This window comes from Streptomyces sp. NPDC093225 (genome assembly GCF_044753805.1).
In the GTDB taxonomy this organism is placed as follows: Bacteria; Actinomycetota; Actinomycetes; order Streptomycetales; family Streptomycetaceae; genus Streptomyces.
In genome coordinates this window covers 1-19,501 of the sequence record NZ_JBIVNX010000061.1, presented here as the reverse complement: position 1 = coordinate 19,501, position 19,501 = coordinate 1, and the positions used below count along the sequence as shown (strand labels likewise).

The window sequence follows — 19,501 nt, the reverse complement described above, 5'->3', positions numbered from 1 at the left end:
GCTGCAGCGCCCACAAGTGTCAGGAACATGACCGACTGTCAAGTGTGCGGGCCCCGGTCGGCGGGCCGGGCGTGGGCGAAGCCCCGTTGGTGCCAGACCAGTCCGCCCGCGCGTCCCGGGTCGCCGTCGGCCGCGACGACCTCTCCCATCAGGATGGTGTGGTCGCCGCCGTCCCGCAGGCCGTGGTTGCGGCACGTGAGGCGTAGCGCCGCGACCGCCAGGCCGGGGGCCGGACCCGGGACCGTGGGCACCCCCGCGAACCGGGTGGCGGCGGGGCCCGCGCAGCGCCGCGCCAGCTCCTCGTCCCCCGGGCCGAGCAGGTTGACGGCGAAGGCCGGGGCCGCGACCAGGGCGTCGTGCGTGCTCGAACGCCGGTCGACGGCGACGAGGAGCAGCGGCGGGTCGAGGGAGAGCGCGCAGACGGCGGAGGCCGTCAGTCCGCGGGTCCCGCCGTCGCGGTCGTAGCAGGTGATCACGCAGACCGGGGCCGCGAGGGCGGCCATGGCGGCGCGGAACTCCTCGGCGCCGACGGCCGACGGCCCGAGCAGGGCGGGGGAGGTCACCGGCCCGCCGCGGACAGGGACCGCCCGGCGGCGGCCGGGGCGGGCGGCAGCAGGCGTCCCGTCGGGGTGCCGGCGAACCCGCTGCCCGCGTCCCACACCGGGCGGCCGGCCTTGACGGTCGTCGTGACGCGGCCGGTGAACACCCAGCCCTCGTAGGCGGACCAGCCGCACTTCGCCTCGATCGTGTCCGCGGCCAACTGCCAGCGGTGGTCGGGGTCCAGCAGGGCCAGGTCGGCGTCGGCGCCCACGGCCAGCCGTCCCTTCCCCGGCAGCCGGAACAGGTCGGCCGGGCCCGACCCCATGAGTCGCGCGAGGTGCCGGGCCGCGCCGTCGGCGTCGACCTCGGCGCCGCGGGCCATCAGGCCCGTCCAGAGGGCGCCGGCGAGTTCCTGGACGCCGGGGAGCCCCGGCGGCGCCTCGGCCGGCGGGCGGTTCTTCTCCGCCACGGTGTGCGGGGCGTGGTCGCTGCCCGCCGTGGCGGCCTGGCCGGCGAGCACCGCCTCCCACAGCCGGTCCTGGTCCCGCTGGGCCCGGATCGCCGGCGACAGCCGGGTACGCGGTCCGCGGCGGCAGGTGTCGGCGTCGGTGAACGACAGGTGGTGGCCGGTGACTTCGAAGGTGACGGGCAGCCCCTCGGCCGCCGCCGCGGTGAGCATGTCCACCTCCTCCGCGGTGGAGGCGTGCAGGACGTGGGCGCGGGTGCCGTGGGTGCGCACCAGGTCGATGACGCGGGCGACCGCGACGATGGCGCCCGTGCGCGGGCGGTGCGGCTCGTAGCCGGCGTACGAGCGGGGTTCGCCGCGCCAGCCGTCGAGCAGGTCGAAGACGTGCTGCGCCTCGGCGTGCAGGACGAGCTGGACGTCGCCCAGGGCGGCCGCCTCGAAGGCCGCCGCCAGCTGCCGGTCCTCGCGGAAGACGACCGGGGCCGTGTGGTGGCCCGCCATGAACACCTTGGCGGAGGTGGCCACGTCCGGGTCGAGCGAGGCGAGCAGTTCGGGGCGGTCCGGGTCGGCGCCGATGTGGAACCGGTGGTCCACCCACGAACGGCCTTCGACGATGCGGGCCTTGTCGCGCACCGCTGCCTCGTCGAGCGCCGCCGGGCGGGTGTTGGGCATGTCGAGTACGGTGGTCACGCCGCCCGCGATCGCGGCCCGGCTGCCGTGCTCCCAGTCCTCCTTGTACTCCAGGCCCGGGGTGCGGAAGTGCACGTGCGAGTCGATCAGCCCGGGCAGGACGTAGCGGCCCGCTGCGTCGAGCCGGGGTCCGGCCGGGGCCGGCTCCCCCGCCGCGAGGAGGGCGTCGACCCGGCCCTCCCTGATGACGACGGTGCCCTCGCGGACCCCCTCGGGGGTGACCAGCCGGCCGCCCTCGACGACCAGGTCCGCGGTACGTGCGGCGGCGGCGTGCGCGGTGTTCAACGCGTCCATGACGTGCTCACCAGCTCCCTGCAGAGATCGTTGGTCGGACCCATCAGCGCGACGGCGCGCGCGTCCCGCCGGTAGCGGTTGAGGGGGTGTGCCTCGGCGTAGCCGGCGGAGGAGAGGATCTGCTCGACCCCGGTCATGACCCGGTCGGCCGCTGCCGTGGCGCAGAGTTTGGAGTGGAGGGTGGTGGTCCCCGGGTCGGCGGAGTCCCGCCGCCCGGCCCGCTCGACGACGGCGCGCGCCGCCTCGACCTCGGTGGCGAGGTCCACCAGCCGGTGCCGGACCGCCTGGTGCGCCAGCAGGCCGCGGGCGACGGCGTGGTCGTGCGCGCAGTCCAGGGCGGCCCGGGCCAGGCCGAGGGCCACGGCGCCCAGAGTCGCGCCGCTCTCCCTGACCCGGGCGATGATCGAGGCGGCCTCGCCGGCCGGGCCGAGCCGGTCGGTGTCGGCCACCCGGCAGTCCCGCAGCGAGACGAAGCCCGTCGCGGACCCGCGCATGCCGGCGAGCGGCAGGGACGTGTCCGGGACCAGGCCCGGGTTGTCGCCGCGGACGAGGAAGAAGGTCTGCCCCGCGGCCCCGTAGCCGGTCCCGGCCGCCCCGGCGTCCGGCGCCTGCCCGGTCCGGACGAGCACGAGGTAGACGTCGGCCAGGCCCGCGCTGGTGGTGAACGACTTGGCGCCGTCGAGCACCCAGCCGCCGCCCTCGGTCCGGCGGCCCGTCGTGGAAAGGTTCCGCTTGTCGGCGCCGGCACCCGTCTCGCTCCACGCGGAGGCCGCCAGCCACTCGCCGGAGGCCAGCTTGGGGAGCAGTTCCGCGAGCTGGGCCGGAGTGCCCTGTTCCACGATGCGGCTGCTCACCGCGTAGTGCTGGAAGAGCATGATCGCGGCGGACCCGTTGACGGCGGCGACCTCTGCCACGTGGTGGTTGAGCTCCACGGGGTCGGCGCCGGCGCCGCCGTACGCGTACGGGACGGCGAGGCCGAGCAGGCCGGTGCGGCGCAGCAGTGCCACGGCGTCCAGGTCGGGCCGGCCGCTGCGGTCGGCGGCCGCCGCGGAGGCGGCGAGCCGGGAGCGGGTGGCGGCGTCCAGGAACTCCGGCAGCGGTGCCCGGGTGGCGGGGTTCGACGGGGCGGGAGCGGTCATCTGTTGTCCTCGTTCGGGGTGGATCGGGTGGGGCGCCGCAGCGGCGGCCGACGGGCCGGTCACGCCGTCAGGGGGAGGGGCTCGGCGCCCGCGCGGGCCGCGTAGGGCCGGACGGTGTCGAGGTCGAGGGGGCCCGACAGCAGCCGGGCCTGCTTCCTGCTGACGCTCACCCATTGCAGGAGCGCGTCGGCCGGTTCCCGCTCGACCTTGACGAGTGCGGCCGTGGACCCGCCCGCCGTGTCGATCTCGACGCGCGTGGTCCCGCCCGCCCGGCCGTCGAGGAAGCGGGCCGGGACCGTGCCCGGCCGGCTCGCGGCCGCCGCCAGGCAGATGGTGCCCGTCAGTGCCAGTGTCGGGTGCCAGGTGGGAACCGAGATGGAACGGACGCTAAGCCGGTCGCCCTGGTAGGAGGCGACCGCGGCGACCTTCGGGAACACGCTGTCGGCCGGCATCCCCAGGAGCGTCGCGGCGGCCCGCCGGATCTGCTGCATCTCGTCGAAGACCGCGGCGCCGGCCCCGAACAGCGCGGCCTGCGACCCGATCCCCAGGTCCCGCGCGTCGACGAAGACGTACGGGTTCCCCAGGGAGGCCAGCGACACCTCGTACGTCCCGGCGGGCGTGGACACCACGTCCACGGGCCGGCCCGTCATCAGCAGCCGGCTCAGGCGGGTGCCCTGCGGCTGGACGAAGTGCAGGGTGAAGTCGCCGCTGAGGCGCCGGGACCCGTCGACCTCGCACACGATGTGGTCCCCGTTGTTGAGGACGCGCAGCCGCACCCGGTCGCCCGGGGCGAGCCGCGGCACCAGCCGCAGCTCGCCGGCGACCAGCACCGTGGCGAGGATCGAATGGCCGCAGCTGCCCCGGAAGTCGAAGGCGTCGAGGGCCTCCGGCAGGCACTGCACGAACCGGTAGTCCAGGTCGAACAGGGGGTGCTGCGACGCCGAGACGAGCGCGATCTTGAGGACGTCCGCGTGTCCCTGCCGGACGAGCCGGCGGCGGACCTCGGTCAGGAGCGGGCGCAGCACGTGCTCCGCGTCCGCGATCCCGTCGACCTCGAGGACCAGCGTCGGACACGGCGCACCGGTCACCTCCGCGACGTACCCGTTCACGCCGCGCGCTCCCGGTCCGCGAGGGCCGCCGGGCCGGCCGCCGACCCGAGCGCAGGCATGAACTGCTCCAGCCACAGCTCGTGGACGAGCAGGGACCACAGCGCGAGCGCGGCCCGCTCCGAGGGCCGGGTCGCCTGCTCGGCGAACAGCCCGTCCACCGCCACCGGGTCGAGCATCCCCCGCCGTCGCAGCCGCGCCGGGGCCAGGAGGTCCCGGGCGTAGCCGTACAGCGCGGTTCCGGGGACCAGCATCGCGGCGACCGGCAGGGTGAAGGGCTGCTTCGGGCGCGAGAGCACCGAGTCGGGCAGCAGGCCCGACGCCGCCCCGTACAGCGTCCGCTTCCCGCGGCCGCCGGACACCTTCAGCTCGTCGGGCAGGGCCTTGGCGTACCGCACGAGGGAGGGCTGGCAGAAGGGCAGCCGGACCTCCACCGAGGCGGCCATGCTGAGGTGGTCGACGCGTCGCAGGTGGTACGCGGGCATGCGGGAGCCGGTCTCGAACTCCGTGATCGTCTCCAGCCGGGGCGTCCGCGACGCGGCGAGGTCGCGGGCGATGCGGTCCGCCGCGGATCCCCGGGCCCGCACGAGGTCGCGGTACGCGGGGGCGTACAGGCTCCGGCGCAGCGCGCGCGGCACGGCCGCCAGCGAATCGACGTAGGCGGACACCCAGTCGCTGCCCGCGGGTGCCTCCACGGCCGTGCGGATCCGGTCGTAGCCGCCGAAGAGCTCGTCGGCGGCGTCACCGGTGAGCGCCACGCGGAAGCCGGCGTCCCGCACCGCGCCGAACAGCGCGTACGTGGAGAGCGTGATCGGGTCGGCGTTCGGCTGACCGAGGTGCCACACGACCTGCGGGAGCAGGTCCGGGAAGTCGGCCGGGTCGATCTCCACCTGGTGGTGGCGGGTGCCGTTGCGCAGGGCCGCCTCCCGGGCGAAGTGGCGCTCGTCGTGGGGCCACTCCCCCGTGTAGGCGATGTTGAAGCTGTGCAGGTCCGGGACGGCCCGGGCGGCCAGGGCCGACACCAGGCTGGAGTCGAGGCCACCACTGGTGATCACCGACACCGGTACATCGGCCCGGACCAGCCGGGCCGTCTCGGTGCGCAGCAGCTCGCGCACGCGGTCCGCGGCCTCCGCGGGCCCGGAGGGACACTCGGCCCCGGCGGGCGGGCGGCGGCGGACCGACCGCAGCCCTTGGGAGCGGTTGACGGTCAGGGTGGTGGCGGGCGGCAGGACCCGGATGCCCTCGAACATCGTCTGCTCGCCGAACGGCGTCTTCGTGGACAGGTACTCGTCCAGGCCCGGCTCCCAGACCGCGGCCGGCACCCCGGGGAAGGCCAGCAGGGCGGGCAGCTCGGAGGCGAAGCGCAACTGGCGGGTCCGCTCGTCCCAGTGGTAGTAGAGGGGCTTCATGCCCGACTCGTCGCCGGCGAGCAGCAGGGTGGGCTCGGCACGCAGGTCCACCACGGCGACGGAGTACATGCCGTCCAGGTGCTCGGTGAAGTCGCGACCGAACTCCGCGTACAGCGCGGGCAGCACGGATCCGTCGCAGGTGTCGGTGAACCGGTGGCCGAGCGCGGTGAGGCGGGTGCGCAGTTCGGCGTGGTTGTAGATCTCGCCGTTGAACACGATGGTGACGTGCTCGCCCAGCCGGTACGGCTGCGAGCCGCCGGACGGGTCCATCACGGCCAGGCGGTTGTTGCCCAGGGCCCAGCCCGGGCCGGCGGCGAACGTCTGCGCGTCCGGTCCGCCGTGCCGCTGCACGGCGGCCACCGTCCGCAACTCGTGCGGGGTGATCTGGGCGTCGAAGTGCCCGAAGATTCTGCACATGCGGGCCTCACTTCACCTCGGTCGAGACACCGGCCCGCTGGTAGAGCACGGGGTCGAAGGGGGTCGGACCCCCGCAGGTGGCGAACCGGGGCCCGTCCGGGTCCTGCCCGTCGTGCCGGGTGCCGTGCGGCACACCGGGCGCGGCGTACAGCACGTCGCCGGGCGCGGCGTCGTACCAGCGGTCCGCCAGGTACAGCTGGCCGGTGCCCTCGATGACGATGAAGGCCTCCTCGCTCTCGGGGTGGACGTGCACGTTGAAGTACTCGCCCGGGTTCATCACCCCGCAGTGCAGGCACAGCTGGGGGGTGCCGGTGCCGGGCCAGAAGAGGAAGTTCATCGTCGCGGTCCGGTCGGAGGCGGCGACTTCGCCGGTGCCGGAGAAGCCGCGCAGCTGGGTCTCCTGGTTCCACAGCGAGCTGAACCGGCGCGGGGCGGACCCCGGGCGACGCCCGTCCAGCAGGCGGCTGCGCCACACGTAGGCGACGAGTCCGCCGTCTCCCGCGGACAGCGCGTAGGCGTCGCCGGTGGGCGCGTACACGGTGCCGGCCCGCTCCACCGGGGCCCGTTCGGCACCGGAGGTGGCGGTGCCCCGGCCGTCGAAGACGACGACCACGTTCTCCTCCTCCGGCGAGTCCGCGGGGCGCCAGGTCGTACCGGCGGGGACGCGGACGACGTCGAGGCGGACGAGGTGCGCGCCGAGCGCGGGGCCCACCGCGGTGGCCACCTCGCACCCGTCCTGGACGCGGAACCGCAGCTCGTCCGCTCGGACGATGGCTCCGGGCACTGCTGCGACAGTCATGGGGTCACACCTTTCCGGGGTTGTGCGGGGGACGTGGGCGGCGGTCGGGTCAGCCGTCGGAGGCGGGCCGGCCGCCCTTGCCCCAGTGGGTCCGCTCCACGTCGCGGACGATCACGGTGACGGCTTCGGCCGGGCAGTGGGCGATGCGGGAGACCGTCGCCGTGATCTCACCGATGAGGGCGCTGCGCCGCTCGTGGTCGTTCCCACTCCACCAGTCGACGGTGATGACGGGCATGACGGAGCCTTCCTTGTGACGTTGGCATGTGCGGGACCCCGCCGGAGCGGACGGGCGCGGTGGCGCCGGGCGCGGCGCGGGAGGGGCGGGAGGGGCGGGGGCCGCCGGAGCGTCAGACGACCTCGGGCGACAGCCCGGCGGCCCGGTAGAGGGCGGGGTCGTACGGGACGGGACCGCCCACGGAGACGAACAGGTCGGCCGCGTCCGGGCCGGCGGGGTTGCGCGTCCCGTGCAGCACCCCGGAGCGGGCGTAGACGCCGTCGCCGGGCTCCATGTCGAGCCAGGTGTCGCCCAGGAAGAACTGGCCCCTGCCGTCGAGGGCGAAGAGCGCGTCCTCGGCACCCGGGTGGCCGTGGATGTTGAAGGTGTTGCCCGGGGCCGCCATGCCGCTGTTGATGCACAGGTGGGCGCAGCCGTTGCCGGGCCAGTGCGGGAAGTTCATGAACGCCCGGCGCTCCTGGTCCACCGGGGCGATCTCACCGGTGCCGGCGAACTTGCGGATGGCGGCGGACTCGTCGTACACCGTGTTGAAGAGCAGGGGCGCGGAGCCCCGGGGGGTGCCCTCCGGCAGCGGGGCCCGCCAGAAGTACACGGTCATCTCGTCGGCGTCCCCGTCGGCGGCGGCGGTGAAGGCGACGGAGCGGCCGGCCGGCGCGTACGCGGTGGAGCCCTTGCGGACCTCGGCGCTCTCCCCGTCGATCTGCGCGGTGCCGTGGCCGTCGAAGACGATGGCCGTGACTTCCTGGACGGCGTACGGGGCGGGCTTCCAGCTCGCGCCCCGCGGGATGCGGACGATGTCGACCGAGACGAACTCGGCACCCACGTGCGGGCCCACGGGCCGGCTGACCAGGCAGCCCTCCTCGGCGGTGAACTCGAGCTCCTTGCGTCGGATGACCACGCCGAAATCGGTGTGCTGTGACATCAGGTTCCTCTCCAGAGGTCGGGGCGGGACGGGGCGGGGGCGCGGGCGGCCGGGCGGTGTCCGCCCGGGGCGGCTCACGGCCGGGCCGCGGGCGCCGGTACGTGTCGGGTGACGATCGACGCGAGCCCGCCGGTGGGGTGGTCGAGCGCGACGTCGAGCGAGGGGACGAGCCGCTCGCCGTGGACGGCCGCGTACAGGGGGAGGGACGGCCTGCCGCCCTCGGCGGCGAGTTCGGCCTCGAGCTGCTCCGGGAGCGGCAGGAGCCGGCCGAGGTCGAGGCCGGCCACGCCGAGGAACTGCGGGGGGGTGTGCGACTCGCCGAGTTCGGCGAGGAAGCGGCCGAGCACCCCCGTCATCTCCTCCTCGTACGAGGCCATCCGGTCGGCGCCGATGGCCGCGGAGATCCCCATGCGGTGGGCGTGGCCCACGTTGACGTGGTTGGGGCAGATGAGTGTGGTCAGGGGCCGCAGCGGGTCGCCGGGGCCCAGCGCCGCCGCTTCCTCGGCGGACAGCGGGTGCAGCCGGCGGTCCGCGCCGATGCGGCGGAGGTGGAACCCCTGCCCGTAGAGGGCGCGGTGCCAGCGGGGGAACGCGTCCTCGCGCAGCGAGAATGCGTTCATGACGTCGACGGGGATCTCGACGGTGCCGTCCGCGACGTGCAGGCCGGCCGCCCGCTCCAGGCCCATCCGGTACATCATCGCGAAGTACGCGAAGGTGGTGGCGTGCCGGGCCAGGCGCAGGGCGTGCGCGTCGGTCGGGGCGAGGTCCTCGTCCGGCACGTCCGGGACGTCGAGGGCCATCAGCACCTGGTGGCGGTACTTCGGCTGGCCGCTGAAGAGGGGGGTGCGCACCAGGCGGCCGCGGCGGTCCAGGCGCCACCACACGTGCGGCTTCCAGCGGTTGTCGCTCAGGTTGTTGTGCGTGAGCTGGGTGCGCAGGTGGGTCCCCCCGCCGCCGTTCGCGTCGCCGGTGGCGCGGGTCAGCAGGCGCAGGCAGAACCAGGGGAACGCCACCATGGGGGCGAAGGCGTTCATGCTCACGTGCGTCGAACTGTGCACCACCATGGGCGAGTCGACGAAGCGGTGCAGGGCGGCGTCGTCCCAGCCGAGCAGGGCGCGGACGGCCTCGCGGTCGCCGGCCGGCGCGCGGTGGACACGGGGCTCGATCTCGCGGACGAAGTCCGCGAGCCGCTGACGGCGCTCCCGGGTCTCCGCGTCGGGCGGCCCCGCCGGCCGGAACGCACCGATCAGCTCACCGAGGGTCGGGCCTACGGCGGCCGGCTCCGACGGCGGCCGCCGCTCGACGGTGGTGGTCATCGGGGCCCGTCCGGCGCGGGCGCGACGGCGACGGCCGACCAGGCACGGTGCGGGACCTGCAGGACGTCGCCGGGGAAGCGGTCGCGCAGGATGCCGGTGAGCTCGGCGGAGAACGCGGCGACCTCCTCCGGGGGGAGGCTCGCGCCGACGCCCGCGCTGGCCCGGATCCGCCCGGTCCAGGCCTCCGGCGTGTAGGGCACGTCCAGGTCGAAGGAGAAGGTCTCGATGGCCCGGAAGCCCGCCGCTGCCAGGTCGGTCAGCCAGCGCGGGTAGAGGCCCGTGCCGCCGCCCATGGACCAGGCCGGGTTGTACTTCACGATGAGGTCCTCGGTCGCCGCGACCATGTTGCCGGGCAGCGGGAGCCAGTCGAAGTGGGTGATGACGACGTGGCCGCCCGGCCGGAGCAGGCGCCGGACCTCGGCCGCCGCCTTCGGGGCGTCGAACCAGTGCCAGCACTGCCCGGCCGCCACGACGTCGAACGACGCGTCGGGGAGTCCCGTCGCCTCGGCGGTGGCCACGTGGTAGGCGATCTCGACGCCGGCCGCCGTGTCGAGGGCCCGGGCCTGGTCGAGCAGGGCCGCGGCCGGGTCGATGCCGGTGACCCGAGCGCCCGCCTGGGCGAAGAGCCGGGCGAGGCTCCCGGTGCCGGTGCCCAGGTCCAGGACGTCGCGTCCGTTCGCCTCGACGCCGCTCCCCGCCAGCCGGCGGATGACCTCCGGAGGGAAACCGGCGCGGTGCCGACCGTAGTCCTCGGCGGTCAGTCCGAAGTCCGGGTTGAATTCATTGGACACGCGGTCCTCCGTTTGCAAGGTCGAGCCCAGGTGCTGGAAATCAGGGAATGATCACCGGTCCAGACCGTACCCGGAAGCCGTCGAGGTGCACCAGGGTATTTCGGTGATCTACGTCACGTGGACGCCTCGGGGTATGCGCGATTAGGTTCGCGGCGGATCATCCCGCGCCCTTTTGTGATTTTGCGCGAATAACCAGAGACATATTTACGGGAGAACTGTATGCAGACCGGACCTGCCGTGCTCCACATCGGTTGGATGCCCCGCGCGGTCGCCGCGCTGGGCCGGGCCGGAGCCCGGGTGACCTGCGTGGTGGCCCCGGCGGACGCGGAGGCGGCCCGCGCCGCCGGCGCGGCCGCCGTCGTGGTGCCCCAGCCGTCGAACGTCGAGGGGGTCCTCGCGGGCCTGGCCCGGTCCGCCCGCGCCCTCGAGGACTACGACGTGATCTGCAGCGTCCTGGAGTTCTGCCTGGTCCCGGCGGCCGTGCTGGCCGAGCTCGCGGGCCGGCCGCGGGCCACGGCCCGGGACACCCTGGCGATGCGCGACAAGTACCTGCAGAAGCACCTGGTCCGGGAGGCCGGGGTGCCGACCGCCGCGTGCACCGTGGTCGCGGACCTCGGCGCCCTGGACGTGCGGGACGTGGCGTTCCCGAGCGTGCTGAAGCCCCTCGACGGCGGCGGCGCGCGGCACACCTACGTGCTCCGCGACGGGAATTCCGCCCGGGAATACGTGGACCGGGCGGCCACCGGCGGAAAGGGTCCGTGGCTCCTCGAGGAGTTCATCGACGGTATTGAGTTCCAGGTCGACGGAATCGTCCGCGACGGTAAGATAAAGGTCCTTTCAGTTTCCCGCTACCTGCAGAATCTGATCGAGGTGCACGAGGGCGGACTGGTCGCCCACATCGCATTGCCGCCCGCCGAATATCCGGAGCTGTACGCAGGAATCCACTCCCTCGCCGAGGACTCGTTCGCGTCCCTCGGATACGTCGACGGCCCCTTCCACCTGGAGGTGTTCCAGGAGCCGGGCGGGCGGATCCTGTTCGGCGAGTGCGCGGCCCGCGTGGGCGGGGGCCGCACCGACGACGTCGTGGAGCTGGCGTTCGGCGTCAACCTGCGCGACGAGTGGGCGCGCGCCGTGCTCGACCGGCCCACCGCGATCGGCGACCTGCCCGAGCACCACGGCGACGCGGTCTTCGGCGGGATGAACCTGCCGGGCCCGGCGGGCCGGGTGCGCGCCATGCCGACGCTCGACGAGGTGCTCGCGCGGCCGGGCGTCGTCCGGGCGACCTTCGACATCGCGCCGGGCCAGGTCATGCCGGACGTCACGGACGCCTCGCACCTGCGGGCCGGTCTCGCGGTCGTCCGGGGTGCGGACGACCGCGAGGTGGCGGCTCGGATGCGGGACCTGGCCGCCTGGTTCGCCGGCCGGGTCGAGCTGGAGCCGCCCGCCGCGGGGTGACCGTCACGGGGTGACCGCCGCGGGGTCAGCCGCGTACGGCGGCGAACTCCGCGGGGTCCAGCAGCTCGGACATCGGCCGGTCCGGCTGCCCGGTGAGCAGGTCCAGCGCCTTCACCAGGCAGCCGGCGAACCCCTTGACGTACTCGGGGGCGTACTCCGACTCGTAGTGCAGGGCCTGCAGGCGCAGGCCCTCGCCCTCGCGCAGCAGCCACATGTGCAGGCCCGGCGAGTCCGCGTCCTCGGTGAGGTGGTGCGTCGAGACCGTGACGCCCTCGCCGAAGCCCAGGCCGCCGCCCCACACGTCGTTGTACATGAAGTACACGCCGGGGTCCTTGCGGAAGCCCGCGGGCAGCTCCGGCCAGATCCGGCGGCGGACGAACATGGCGGGCATGTCGCCGTGCGCGGTGGCGCCCAGGATGCTGGCGCGCACGGCGGAGACGAGGTCCCGGAACGTACCGGAGAGTTCCACGTCGGTGGTCGGGAAGACGCCGTTGGCGAACCAGCCGACCGTGCTCTGGTACGCGCCGTCCAGCCGGTTGGCGTTCGTGGTCAGCAGCGTCACGCGCCCCTGCCCGGTCGCCAGCGCGACGAGTGCCTTCACCACGGACATCGAGACGCAGTACGGCGTGGCCCGCAGGTCCTGGCAGGCCGTGCGCAGCCCGCGGGCCGTCGCCGGGTCCAGGTCCCACACCAGCGACGCGGGCTTCGACAGCCCCTCGGTGCCCCGGTAGCCGGGCAGCCGCAGGGCGAACTCGGCGGGATCCGCGGACAGCTGGCTCCGCCAGTAGTCCGCCAGTTCCTCGGCCCTGCCGTCCTGCCAGCTCTCCCACTGTCCGGCGGCCCAGTCCGCGTACGCGCCGGACTGCCCCGCACGGTCCGGGAGTTCGGCGCCCCGGTAGGCCGCCGAGAGGTCCTCGACGAAGGTGTCGAGCGACCACCCGTCCGCGATCATGTGGTCGAAGACGAACACCAGCAGGGCCTCCGCCTCGTCGCGGCGCACCACGAGGGTCCGCCACAGCGGGGCGCGGGAGCGGTCGAAGGGCTCCCGTACGAACCCGCGCAGGAACTCGTCCACCTCGGCGTCCGGCACGCCGCGGTAGTCCATGACCGCCAGGTCCGCACGGGCCCCCGGGTCGACGGCCTGCCGGGCGACGCCGTCGGCCGCCGTGAAGGAGGTGCGCAGGGACCCGTGGCGCTCGGCGACGCGGTTCAGGGCCGCCTCCAGCCGCTGCGTGTCGAACGGGCCCGAGACCCGGAAGACGGCGTGGAACTGGAGGATCGGCGCCTGCGGGTCGCGCAGCGACGACAGCAGGGCCCACTCCTGGGCCATGGAGGCCCGGCCGGCGTGGTCGCCCGCGGGCCGGGGTGCGTCGTCGCCCGCGGCGTTCTCGGCCGCGGCCGCCACCAGGTCGGCCACGTCGGCGATGGACTCGGCCGTGAAGAACGTGCGCGGGGGGACCTTCACTCCCAGTTCCCGCTCGATCCGGCCCAGCACCTGCAGGGACAGCAGGCTGTCCCCGCCCATGTCGTAGAAGTTGTCCTCCGCGAGGACCGACTCGTCCTCCAGGACGGAGCGGTGGATGTCCAGGACCCTGACGCGGATCGTCTGGTCGTCACCGGCATCGCGGGTCATGCGTTCTCCTTCGGCGGGACGGGGCAGTACCGGGCGTAGAACTCTTCGATGATCGAGGTGACCGGGCCGTCCGGGCGCACCACGTCGGCGTGCACACCGGGCATGACGACGCAGGAGAAGCCCGGGTCCCGGCGTGCGAGCAGGGCGGCCCGCTCGGCCGGCGGGATCACGTGGCTCTCGCCGGGGATCACCAGGAGCACGGGGATGCCGGCCGCCGTGAGCATCCCGATGAGGTGCGTGTAGTCGTACTCCCACTTCAGGAAGCTCGACTCGGCCCATTCGCCGCCCTCGATCCGGGCCGGCCGCCGCTCCAGGGACTGGTCGAGCAGGACCACGCTGCGGACCCGGGTGGGTCCCAGCGCGACGGCGTGCACGAGGGCGACCAGGGCCCCGTACGAATAGCCGATGACGTGGGCCGGCGCGGTGAGCCGGTCGGTGATGCGGTGCACGTCGGCTGCGTAGTCGAGCGGGGAGTAGCCCCAGGCCGGCGCGGGGCTCGGCGGGTGGTCGCGCAAGGTGGGCAGCAGGGCGAACTCGCCCTCGGGGCACAGCGCGTCGCTCAGGAAGCGCAGCTGGGTCCGGTCGTCCTCCAGCCCGTGCAGCAGCAGGAGGGGCGCGCCCGCTCCCCGGACGCCGGGCCGTCCGGGGACGAGGTCGTGGTCCAGCAGGGCGACGTGCTCGACGTCCCGCAGGTAGGGCCCGACGGGGGCCGGTGCCGGCTCAGTCACGGTTCTCGCTCCAGGTCTTCATCAGGGCGGCGCGGTCGGTCTTCCCGTTGACCGTGCGGGGCAGCTCGTGGACCACCTGGTAGCGGGCCGGGTGCATGTAGGAGGGCAGCTTCGCCGCGACGTGCCGGCGCAGCGCGCGGACGTCGGGTTCGGCTCCCTCCTTGCCCAGGACCACGCAGAACAGCCGCTGCCCGCCGTCCGCCGAATCGCGCGGCCAGGCGACGGCGTCGAGCACGGACTCGTGGGAGCGCACCGCCGCCTCGATGTCGCCGAGTTCCACGCGGTGGCCGCGCAACTTGACCTGGAGGTCCGCCCGCCCGTGGTAGACGAGCGCGCCCTCGTCGTCGCGGCTGACGAGGTCTCCGGAGCGATAGTGGCGGACCCCGTCGGGACCCGCGGGGAGGACGGGGAAGCGGTCCTCGTTCAGTTCGGGGCGGTTGAGGTAGCCGGCCGTCACCTGGGGCCCGGACAGCCAGAGTTCGCCCGGTACGCCGGGCTCGGTCACCTCGGTGCCGTCGGGGCCGGCGATCCGGACCGCGAAGCCGTCGAGGGGGACGCCGACGACCGACTGCGTGCCGTCGAGATCGCGCTGGGTGACCTGGTGGAACGTCGCGTGGACCGTCACCTCGGTGATGCCGTACATGTTCACCAGTCGGGGGCGGTCGAGCCCCACCGATCCCGCCCAGGCGCGCAGCACCGGCGGAGCGAGCTTCTCGCCGCCGAAGACGATGTAGCGCAGGTCGGGCAGCGGGCGGTCGGCGTTCTCCCGGGCCCGCGCCAGCATGGTGAAGGCGGTCGGGGTCTGGTTGAGCACCGAGATCCGCTCGTCCGCGAGCAGACCGATGAGGTCCTCCGGTGCCCGGGTGACCCACTGCGGCGGCACCACCAGTGCCGCGCCCGTGGACAGCGGGCCCCAGACCTCCCACACGGAGAAGTCGAAGGCGAGGGAGTGGAACAGCAGCCAGCGGTCGTCCCGTTCGAACGCGAAGAGGTCCCCGGTGGCGGCCAGCAGCGCGACGACGCTGCCGTGGCGCACCGGAACCCCCTTCGGCCGCCCCGTGGTGCCGGAGGTGTAGATGACGTAGGCCAGGTCCTCGCCCGACGGTGCGGGAAGGGACTCGGGCCCGGTCGGCGCCGGGCCGTCGGCCAGGGCGTCGACGGTCGCCGCCGTGATGCACGTCAGGTCCGCGCCCCAGTCCGGGTCGCGCTCGCCGACGAGGTGGCGGACCCCGCTGTCGGCGACGATGAAGGCGTTGCGCTCGGCCGGGTTGCGCAGGTCGAGGGGGACGTACGCGGCTCCCGCGCGCAGGATGCCGAGGAGGGACGCCACGACGGCGCGGCCCGCCTCCATGCGCAGGGCGACCGCGTCTCCGGGGCGCACTCCGGCGGCGTGCAGCGCGTGGGCGATGCGCCGGCTCCACCCGTCGAGGGTCCGGTAGTCGGCGCGGCCCGTCTCGTCCGACACGGCGAGCCGGTCGGGGGCGGCGGTGGCGCTGGCGGTGAACACGTCGACGAGGGAGCGGGGCGCGCCGGCGCCGGGCGTGGCGGCAGTGGCGGTGTCGATGTCGGTGGTGGCGGTTTCCACGGTCACCCCCGGTCCGCGGCGGAGACGGGCAGGTGCATGCCGTCGAGCGTGCGGGCGCACGGGCAGGAGCGCTGCTCGGGCAGGTGGGCCACGGTGCGGAGCATCAGGTGGCGCAGCCGTTCGGAGTTGCGCGCGAACACGTCGAAGACCGCCTCCTGCGCCACGCTCTCGGAGGCGTCGATCCCCGCGTCGAGGTCGGTCACCAGTGCCACGGAGGTGTAGCAGAGCGCCAGTTCGCGGGCGAGCACGGCCTCGGAATGACCCGTCATGTTGACCAGCGACCAGCCGGCCGAGGCGTACCACTGCGACTCCGCCCGGGTCGAGAAGCGGGGCCCCTCGATCACCACCATGGTCCCGCCGTCGTGCACCGCGTCGCCGGTGTCGGCGGCGGCCTTCAGGACGGCGGAACGGCCGTCCCCGCAGTAGGGGTCGGCGAACGAGACGTGCACGGCGCCCTGGTCGTAGTACGTCTGGATCCGGCCGCTCGTCCGGTCGACCAGCTGGTCCGGCAGGACGATGCTGCCCGGGCCGAGGTCCCGCTTGAGTGACCCGACGGCGCAGGGGGCGAGCACCTGGCGCACGCCGAGCGCCCGCAGGGCCCACAGGTTCGCCCGGTAGTTGATGCGGTGCGGCGGCAGGGCGTGCCCGCTGCCGTGCCGCGGGAGGAACGCCACGCGGCGTCCGGCGACGGTTCCCACCGAGACGGCGTCGGAGGGGTCGCCGTACGGCGTCGGCACGTGCTGCTGTTCGGCGTCGTCCAGCAGGTGGTAGAAGCCGCTGCCGCCGATGATCCCGATCTCCGCCACCGGCGGTTGTTGCGCGTTCATGCCGTCCCTGCCTTCTGCCAGGTCTCGCCGAGTGCCGGGTGGGTCAGCGAGTCGATCGTGGTGTGCCCCGGGACCTCCGGCCCCGCGGGATCGCCGGGGCGCCGGACCCCGACCGTGCGCCAGCGCGCGGCCGCGGCGGCCCCGAGCTCCTCCTCCGTGTCGCTGAGGAAGAGGAGCGACTCCGGTGGGATGCCGAGCGCGCGGGCGATGGCCCGGTAGGAGTCGGGGTCCCGTTTGCCGCCGGCGGTGTCGAGGTCGAAGTGGCCGGACAGCAGCCCGGTCAGATCGCCGTGGGCGGTGTGCGCGAACCAGTCGCGCTGTGCCGCGACCGATCCGGACGAGTAGATGTGCACGGGCAGGCCCGCCGCGTGCCAGCGCCGCAGGGCCCCGGGCACCTCGGGGTACACGTGCCCGGTCAGCGCGCCGGTGGCGTACCCCTCGGCCCAGATCAGCCCCTGGAGCGTCTTGAGCGCCGGCGCCTTCACGTCGGCGTCCGTCCAGGATTCGAGGCGGGCGACCGCCGCGGACTCGGCCGGTCCGGGGTCGCCCGGGTCGGGCGGGAACCCCGTCGCCGTGAGCACGGCGGACCATTCGGGGGTGCCGCGGTGTGCGGCGAACCACCGGTGGAACCGCTCGCGGGCGAACGGGAAGAGCACGTCGCGCACGTGCGAGGCGGAGCCGACCGTGCCCTCGATGTCGAGCACCACCGCCGCGACGGCGGTCACCGCTCCCCCGCCAGCAGCGCGTCGAGGTCGGGGAAGGCGGCGGCGAGGGGATCGCCGGTGAAGTCGCCCACCCAGCCGTCGGCCTCCTGGAAGAAGCGGACGGCGCAGAACTCCGGTGCCCGTCCCATGTCGAACCAGTGGCGGGTGCCGGCCGGGACCGACAGCAGGTCACCGGCCTCGCACACCACCGCGTGCACGCGCTCCCCCACGTGGAGGTAGAAGCAGCCCCGCCCGTGGGCGAAGAACCGCACCTCGTCCTCGGCGTGGCGGTGCTCGGCGAGGAAGGTCGTGCGTGCGGCGGCCGCGCGCTCGGCCCAGGCGGCGCCGGGCTCGGGCAGCAGCTGCGCCACGTCCACGACCTTCATCCCCGAGCGCGCCGAGAGGGCGTCGACCTCGCCGCGGTAGAGCGCCAGGACCTCGTCGGCGGTGCTCGTCGGGGTGACGGCGCCGCGCACGGGCCAGCGGTCGAAACCGATGCCCAGGGCGGCCAGTTCGGTTCGGATCAGCCCGGCGTCGCGGCTGCGCAGGACTACGTCGGCCGGGTCGTCGTCCGGCATGACGACGAGCAGGGTCATGAGGTCGCTCCAGTGGGGTGGGTGGCGGTGGTGCGGCGGGCCGGGGGTGTGGGGCCGACGAGCAGGTGCAGCTGACAGATCGCCTCGACGCACTCCAGGCGGTTGCGGGCCTGGGCCAGGTCGCGGCCCCAGACCGTGATGCCGTGGTCGGTGATGAGGAGCGCCGGTGCGGCGCCCGGCCGGTCGACGAGGTGGTCGTGGACGTGGGCGGCGATGCGGGAGACGTCGGGGTCGTTGGCGAAGACCGGGAGCGTCGTGCGGCTCGGATCGGCGAGGCCGAGGCCCTTGAGCAGTTCGTACCGCTCCAGGACGAGCTCGGCCGGGCCGTGCCCGTCCGGGCCGTGCTCGGCCGGGCCCCGCTCCGGCACGCCGGCGAGGACGGCCGCCGCGGTGGCGTACGGCGAGTGCACGTGGATCACGGCGCCGGCGTCGGTGGCGCGGTAGACGGCGGCGTGGATCGCGGCCTCCGCCGAGGCGCGCAGGGGACCGGGGACCAGCGCGGCGCCCGTCCCGGCGTCGATCGGAACCATGTCCCGCTCCGTCAGCCCGCCCTTGTCCAGGCCGCTGGCGGTGACGAGGGCCCGGTCCCGGGCGGAGCCGGGCTCCCGGGGGGTGCGGACGGACAGGTTGCCGGAGGTGCCCGGCATCCAGCCCCGTTCGTACAGGACGCGGGAGAACGAGGCCAGCTCGCGGGCCAGGGCCCCGTCCCCGGGCACGGTGTCGGCGGCACCCGGCCGGAACACCTCGCGCTCGGTGACGACGGCGGTGATCAGTTCGGCGGGCGTGACGTCGAAGGCGGGGTTGTAGGCCCCGGCGTCCGCGGGGGCCGTGGCACGGCCGGCCAGGGACGTGACCTCCGCCGGCGGCCGCTCCTCGATCACGATGCCGCCGCCGTCGGCGAGTTCGGGGTCCCTCGTGGCCTCGGGGGCCACGACGACGAAGGGGATGCCGTGGCGGGCCGCGGCCACGGCCAGACCGTACGTACCGATCTTGTTGGCGGTGTCGCCGTTGGCGGCGATGCGGTCCGCGCCGACCAGCACGCAGTCGACCAGGCCCTGGGCCATCGCCGCGGCGGCCGCCGCGTCCACGCACAGCCGGTACGGGACACCGGCCTCCCCCAACTCCCACGCCGTGAGCCGGGACCCCTGGAGCAGGGGGCGCGTCTCGTCGGCGAGCACCTCGAGGACGCGGCCCCGGGCGGCGAGTTCGACGATGGTGCCGAGGGCGGTGCCCACGGCACCCGTGGCGAACCGGCCGGTGTTGCAGTGCGTCAGGATCCGCAGGGGTCGGTCCGGCGTCAGGGACTCGACGAGCTCCGCCGCCCGGGCCACCATGGCCCGGTTGACCGCCACGTCTTCGGAGATCATCTCCAGCGCCGCGTCGAGCACGGCGCGCGGACCCTCGGACAGGTGGCCGAGGACCCGGTGTACGGCCCAGGCGAGATTGACCGCGGTGGGCCGGGCGTTCGCCAGGCGTTCGGCGTCGGCCCGTACGGCCGGCTCGTCGACGCCGTCACCACCGTCACCGTGCCGGTGGGCGTGGGCGTGTGCGGACAGGGCCACGCCCAGGGCCCCCACCAGTCCGATGGCCGGCGCGCCGCGGACGGCCAGGCTCCGGACGGCCTCGATCACCTCGTCCACGGTGCTCAGGCGCAGCGGCCGGTGCTCGTGGGGCAGGGCGCGCTGGTCCGTGGTGAGGATCGCGCCGTCCTCCCAGCGGATGGACGCCTCCGTCACGGACGCCTTCATCGCGCGCCGGCTGCCGCGCGCAGGGCGTCGACGCGGTCGGTGCGCTCCCAGGTGAAGTCCGGCAGCTCGCGGCCGAAGTGGCCGTAGGCCGCGGTCTGGGC

The 19,501-nt window shown here is 74.7% G+C and carries 18 protein-coding genes; 1 reads left to right on the top strand and 17 read right to left on the bottom strand.

Annotation, left to right across the window (positions count from 1 at the left end; translation table 11 throughout):
• Positions 1–38: 38 nt before the first annotated feature.
• From ACIQCH_RS33950 to ACIQCH_RS33905, 10 genes are all read right to left on the bottom strand, one after another.
• Entirely contained in the window at positions 39–563 is a 525-nt protein-coding gene (locus ACIQCH_RS33950; protein ID WP_402587403.1) for a flavin reductase family protein, read from the bottom strand.
• Positions 560–1,990, bottom strand: a complete 1,431-nt coding sequence (locus ACIQCH_RS33945) for a dihydroorotase family protein (protein ID WP_402587401.1) — start codon at positions 1,988–1,990, stop codon at positions 560–562. The genes ACIQCH_RS33950 and ACIQCH_RS33945 overlap by 4 nt, the downstream gene beginning before the upstream one ends.
• A complete protein-coding gene (locus ACIQCH_RS33940) occupies positions 1,978–3,129 on the bottom strand; it encodes an acyl-CoA dehydrogenase family protein (protein ID WP_402587399.1) in 1,152 nt (383 codons plus the stop codon). Before ACIQCH_RS33940 ends, ACIQCH_RS33945 begins: the two co-directional genes overlap by 13 nt.
• 59 nt (positions 3,130–3,188) lie before the next feature.
• Positions 3,189–4,238 carry a PrpF domain-containing protein gene (locus tag ACIQCH_RS33935; RefSeq protein ID WP_402587397.1) on the bottom strand — a complete coding sequence of 350 codons (1,050 nt, stop codon included), beginning with the start codon at positions 4,236–4,238 and terminating at the stop codon, positions 3,189–3,191.
• Positions 4,235–6,061, bottom strand: a complete 1,827-nt coding sequence (asnB, locus tag ACIQCH_RS33930; RefSeq protein WP_402587395.1) for an asparagine synthase (glutamine-hydrolyzing) — start codon at positions 6,059–6,061, stop codon at positions 4,235–4,237. The genes ACIQCH_RS33935 and asnB overlap by 4 nt, the downstream gene beginning before the upstream one ends.
• Before the next feature lie 7 nt (positions 6,062–6,068).
• Positions 6,069–6,860, bottom strand: coding sequence for a cupin domain-containing protein (locus ACIQCH_RS33925; protein ID WP_402587393.1), 792 nt, complete (start codon positions 6,858–6,860; stop codon positions 6,069–6,071).
• 49 nt (positions 6,861–6,909) lie between these two features.
• Positions 6,910–7,095, bottom strand: a complete 186-nt coding sequence (locus ACIQCH_RS33920; RefSeq protein WP_030192335.1) for a tautomerase family protein — start codon at positions 7,093–7,095, stop codon at positions 6,910–6,912.
• Positions 7,096–7,207: 112 nt separating this feature from the next.
• A complete protein-coding gene (locus tag ACIQCH_RS33915; RefSeq protein WP_402587391.1) occupies positions 7,208–8,017 on the bottom strand; it encodes a cupin domain-containing protein in 810 nt (269 codons plus the stop codon).
• Between the two features lie 74 nt (positions 8,018–8,091).
• On the bottom strand, positions 8,092–9,333 hold the full coding sequence (locus tag ACIQCH_RS33910; protein ID WP_402587389.1) for a hypothetical protein: 1,242 nt from the start codon (positions 9,331–9,333) through the stop codon (positions 8,092–8,094).
• A complete protein-coding gene (locus ACIQCH_RS33905; protein ID WP_402587387.1) occupies positions 9,330–10,124 on the bottom strand; it encodes a class I SAM-dependent methyltransferase in 795 nt (264 codons plus the stop codon). The genes ACIQCH_RS33910 and ACIQCH_RS33905 overlap by 4 nt, the downstream gene beginning before the upstream one ends.
• A gap of 219 nt (positions 10,125–10,343) precedes the next feature.
• Between ACIQCH_RS33905 and ACIQCH_RS33900 the strand changes: the two genes are divergently transcribed.
• Positions 10,344–11,579: an ATP-grasp domain-containing protein gene (locus ACIQCH_RS33900; RefSeq protein ID WP_402587385.1), complete on the top strand. Its 1,236-nt coding sequence runs from the start codon at positions 10,344–10,346 to the stop codon at positions 11,577–11,579.
• Between the two features lie 25 nt (positions 11,580–11,604).
• On the opposite strand, the gene ACIQCH_RS33895 is transcribed toward ACIQCH_RS33900, so the two are convergent.
• Genes ACIQCH_RS33895 through mtnA form a run of 7 tightly spaced genes read right to left on the bottom strand, consistent with a single transcriptional unit; the run spans position 11,605 to position 19,388 of the window.
• On the bottom strand, positions 11,605–13,212 hold the full coding sequence (locus ACIQCH_RS33895) for a condensation domain-containing protein (protein WP_402587383.1): 1,608 nt from the start codon (positions 13,210–13,212) through the stop codon (positions 11,605–11,607).
• On the bottom strand, positions 13,209–13,940 hold the full coding sequence (locus tag ACIQCH_RS33890; protein WP_402587381.1) for an alpha/beta fold hydrolase: 732 nt from the start codon (positions 13,938–13,940) through the stop codon (positions 13,209–13,211). Before ACIQCH_RS33890 ends, ACIQCH_RS33895 begins: the two co-directional genes overlap by 4 nt.
• A complete protein-coding gene (locus tag ACIQCH_RS33885) occupies positions 13,933–15,531 on the bottom strand; it encodes an amino acid adenylation domain-containing protein (RefSeq protein WP_402587379.1) in 1,599 nt (532 codons plus the stop codon). The genes ACIQCH_RS33890 and ACIQCH_RS33885 overlap by 8 nt, the downstream gene beginning before the upstream one ends.
• Entirely contained in the window at positions 15,528–16,352 is an 825-nt protein-coding gene (locus tag ACIQCH_RS33880) for an S-methyl-5'-thioadenosine phosphorylase (RefSeq protein ID WP_402587377.1), read from the bottom strand. The genes ACIQCH_RS33885 and ACIQCH_RS33880 overlap by 4 nt, the downstream gene beginning before the upstream one ends.
• Positions 16,349–17,077 (bottom strand): acireductone synthase, encoded by a 729-nt coding sequence (mtnC, locus tag ACIQCH_RS33875; RefSeq protein ID WP_402587375.1) that lies wholly within the window; start codon positions 17,075–17,077, stop codon positions 16,349–16,351. Before mtnC ends, ACIQCH_RS33880 begins: the two co-directional genes overlap by 4 nt.
• Positions 17,074–17,652, bottom strand: coding sequence for a 1,2-dihydroxy-3-keto-5-methylthiopentene dioxygenase (locus ACIQCH_RS33870; protein ID WP_402587373.1), 579 nt, complete (start codon positions 17,650–17,652; stop codon positions 17,074–17,076). Before ACIQCH_RS33870 ends, mtnC begins: the two co-directional genes overlap by 4 nt.
• The gene (gene mtnA / locus ACIQCH_RS33865) at positions 17,649–19,388 is read right to left on the bottom strand and encodes an S-methyl-5-thioribose-1-phosphate isomerase (RefSeq protein ID WP_402587371.1); all 1,740 of its coding nucleotides are present in this window, start codon (positions 19,386–19,388) and stop codon (positions 17,649–17,651) included. The genes ACIQCH_RS33870 and mtnA overlap by 4 nt, the downstream gene beginning before the upstream one ends.
• Positions 19,389–19,501: the final 113 nt, after the last annotated feature.

Coding starts and splice junctions, on each gene's coding strand:
- ACIQCH_RS33945 (WP_402587401.1), bottom strand. CDS start 1,990: ATGGACGCGTTGAACACCGCGCACGCCGCCGCCGCACGTACCGCGGAC.
- ACIQCH_RS33940 (WP_402587399.1), bottom strand. CDS start 3,129: ATGACCGCTCCCGCCCCGTCGAACCCCGCCACCCGGGCACCGCTGCCG.
- asnB (WP_402587395.1), bottom strand. CDS start 6,061: ATGTGCAGAATCTTCGGGCACTTCGACGCCCAGATCACCCCGCACGAG.
- ACIQCH_RS33925 (WP_402587393.1), bottom strand. CDS start 6,860: ATGACTGTCGCAGCAGTGCCCGGAGCCATCGTCCGAGCGGACGAGCTG.
- ACIQCH_RS33920 (WP_030192335.1), bottom strand. CDS start 7,095: ATGCCCGTCATCACCGTCGACTGGTGGAGTGGGAACGACCACGAGCGG.
- ACIQCH_RS33915 (WP_402587391.1), bottom strand. CDS start 8,017: ATGTCACAGCACACCGATTTCGGCGTGGTCATCCGACGCAAGGAGCTC.
- ACIQCH_RS33910 (WP_402587389.1), bottom strand. CDS start 9,333: ATGACCACCACCGTCGAGCGGCGGCCGCCGTCGGAGCCGGCCGCCGTA.
- ACIQCH_RS33900 (WP_402587385.1), top strand. CDS start 10,344: ATGCAGACCGGACCTGCCGTGCTCCACATCGGTTGGATGCCCCGCGCG.
- ACIQCH_RS33895 (WP_402587383.1), bottom strand. CDS start 13,212: ATGACCCGCGATGCCGGTGACGACCAGACGATCCGCGTCAGGGTCCTG.
- ACIQCH_RS33880 (WP_402587377.1), bottom strand. CDS start 16,352: ATGAACGCGCAACAACCGCCGGTGGCGGAGATCGGGATCATCGGCGGC.
- ACIQCH_RS33870 (WP_402587373.1), bottom strand. CDS start 17,652: ATGACCCTGCTCGTCGTCATGCCGGACGACGACCCGGCCGACGTAGTC.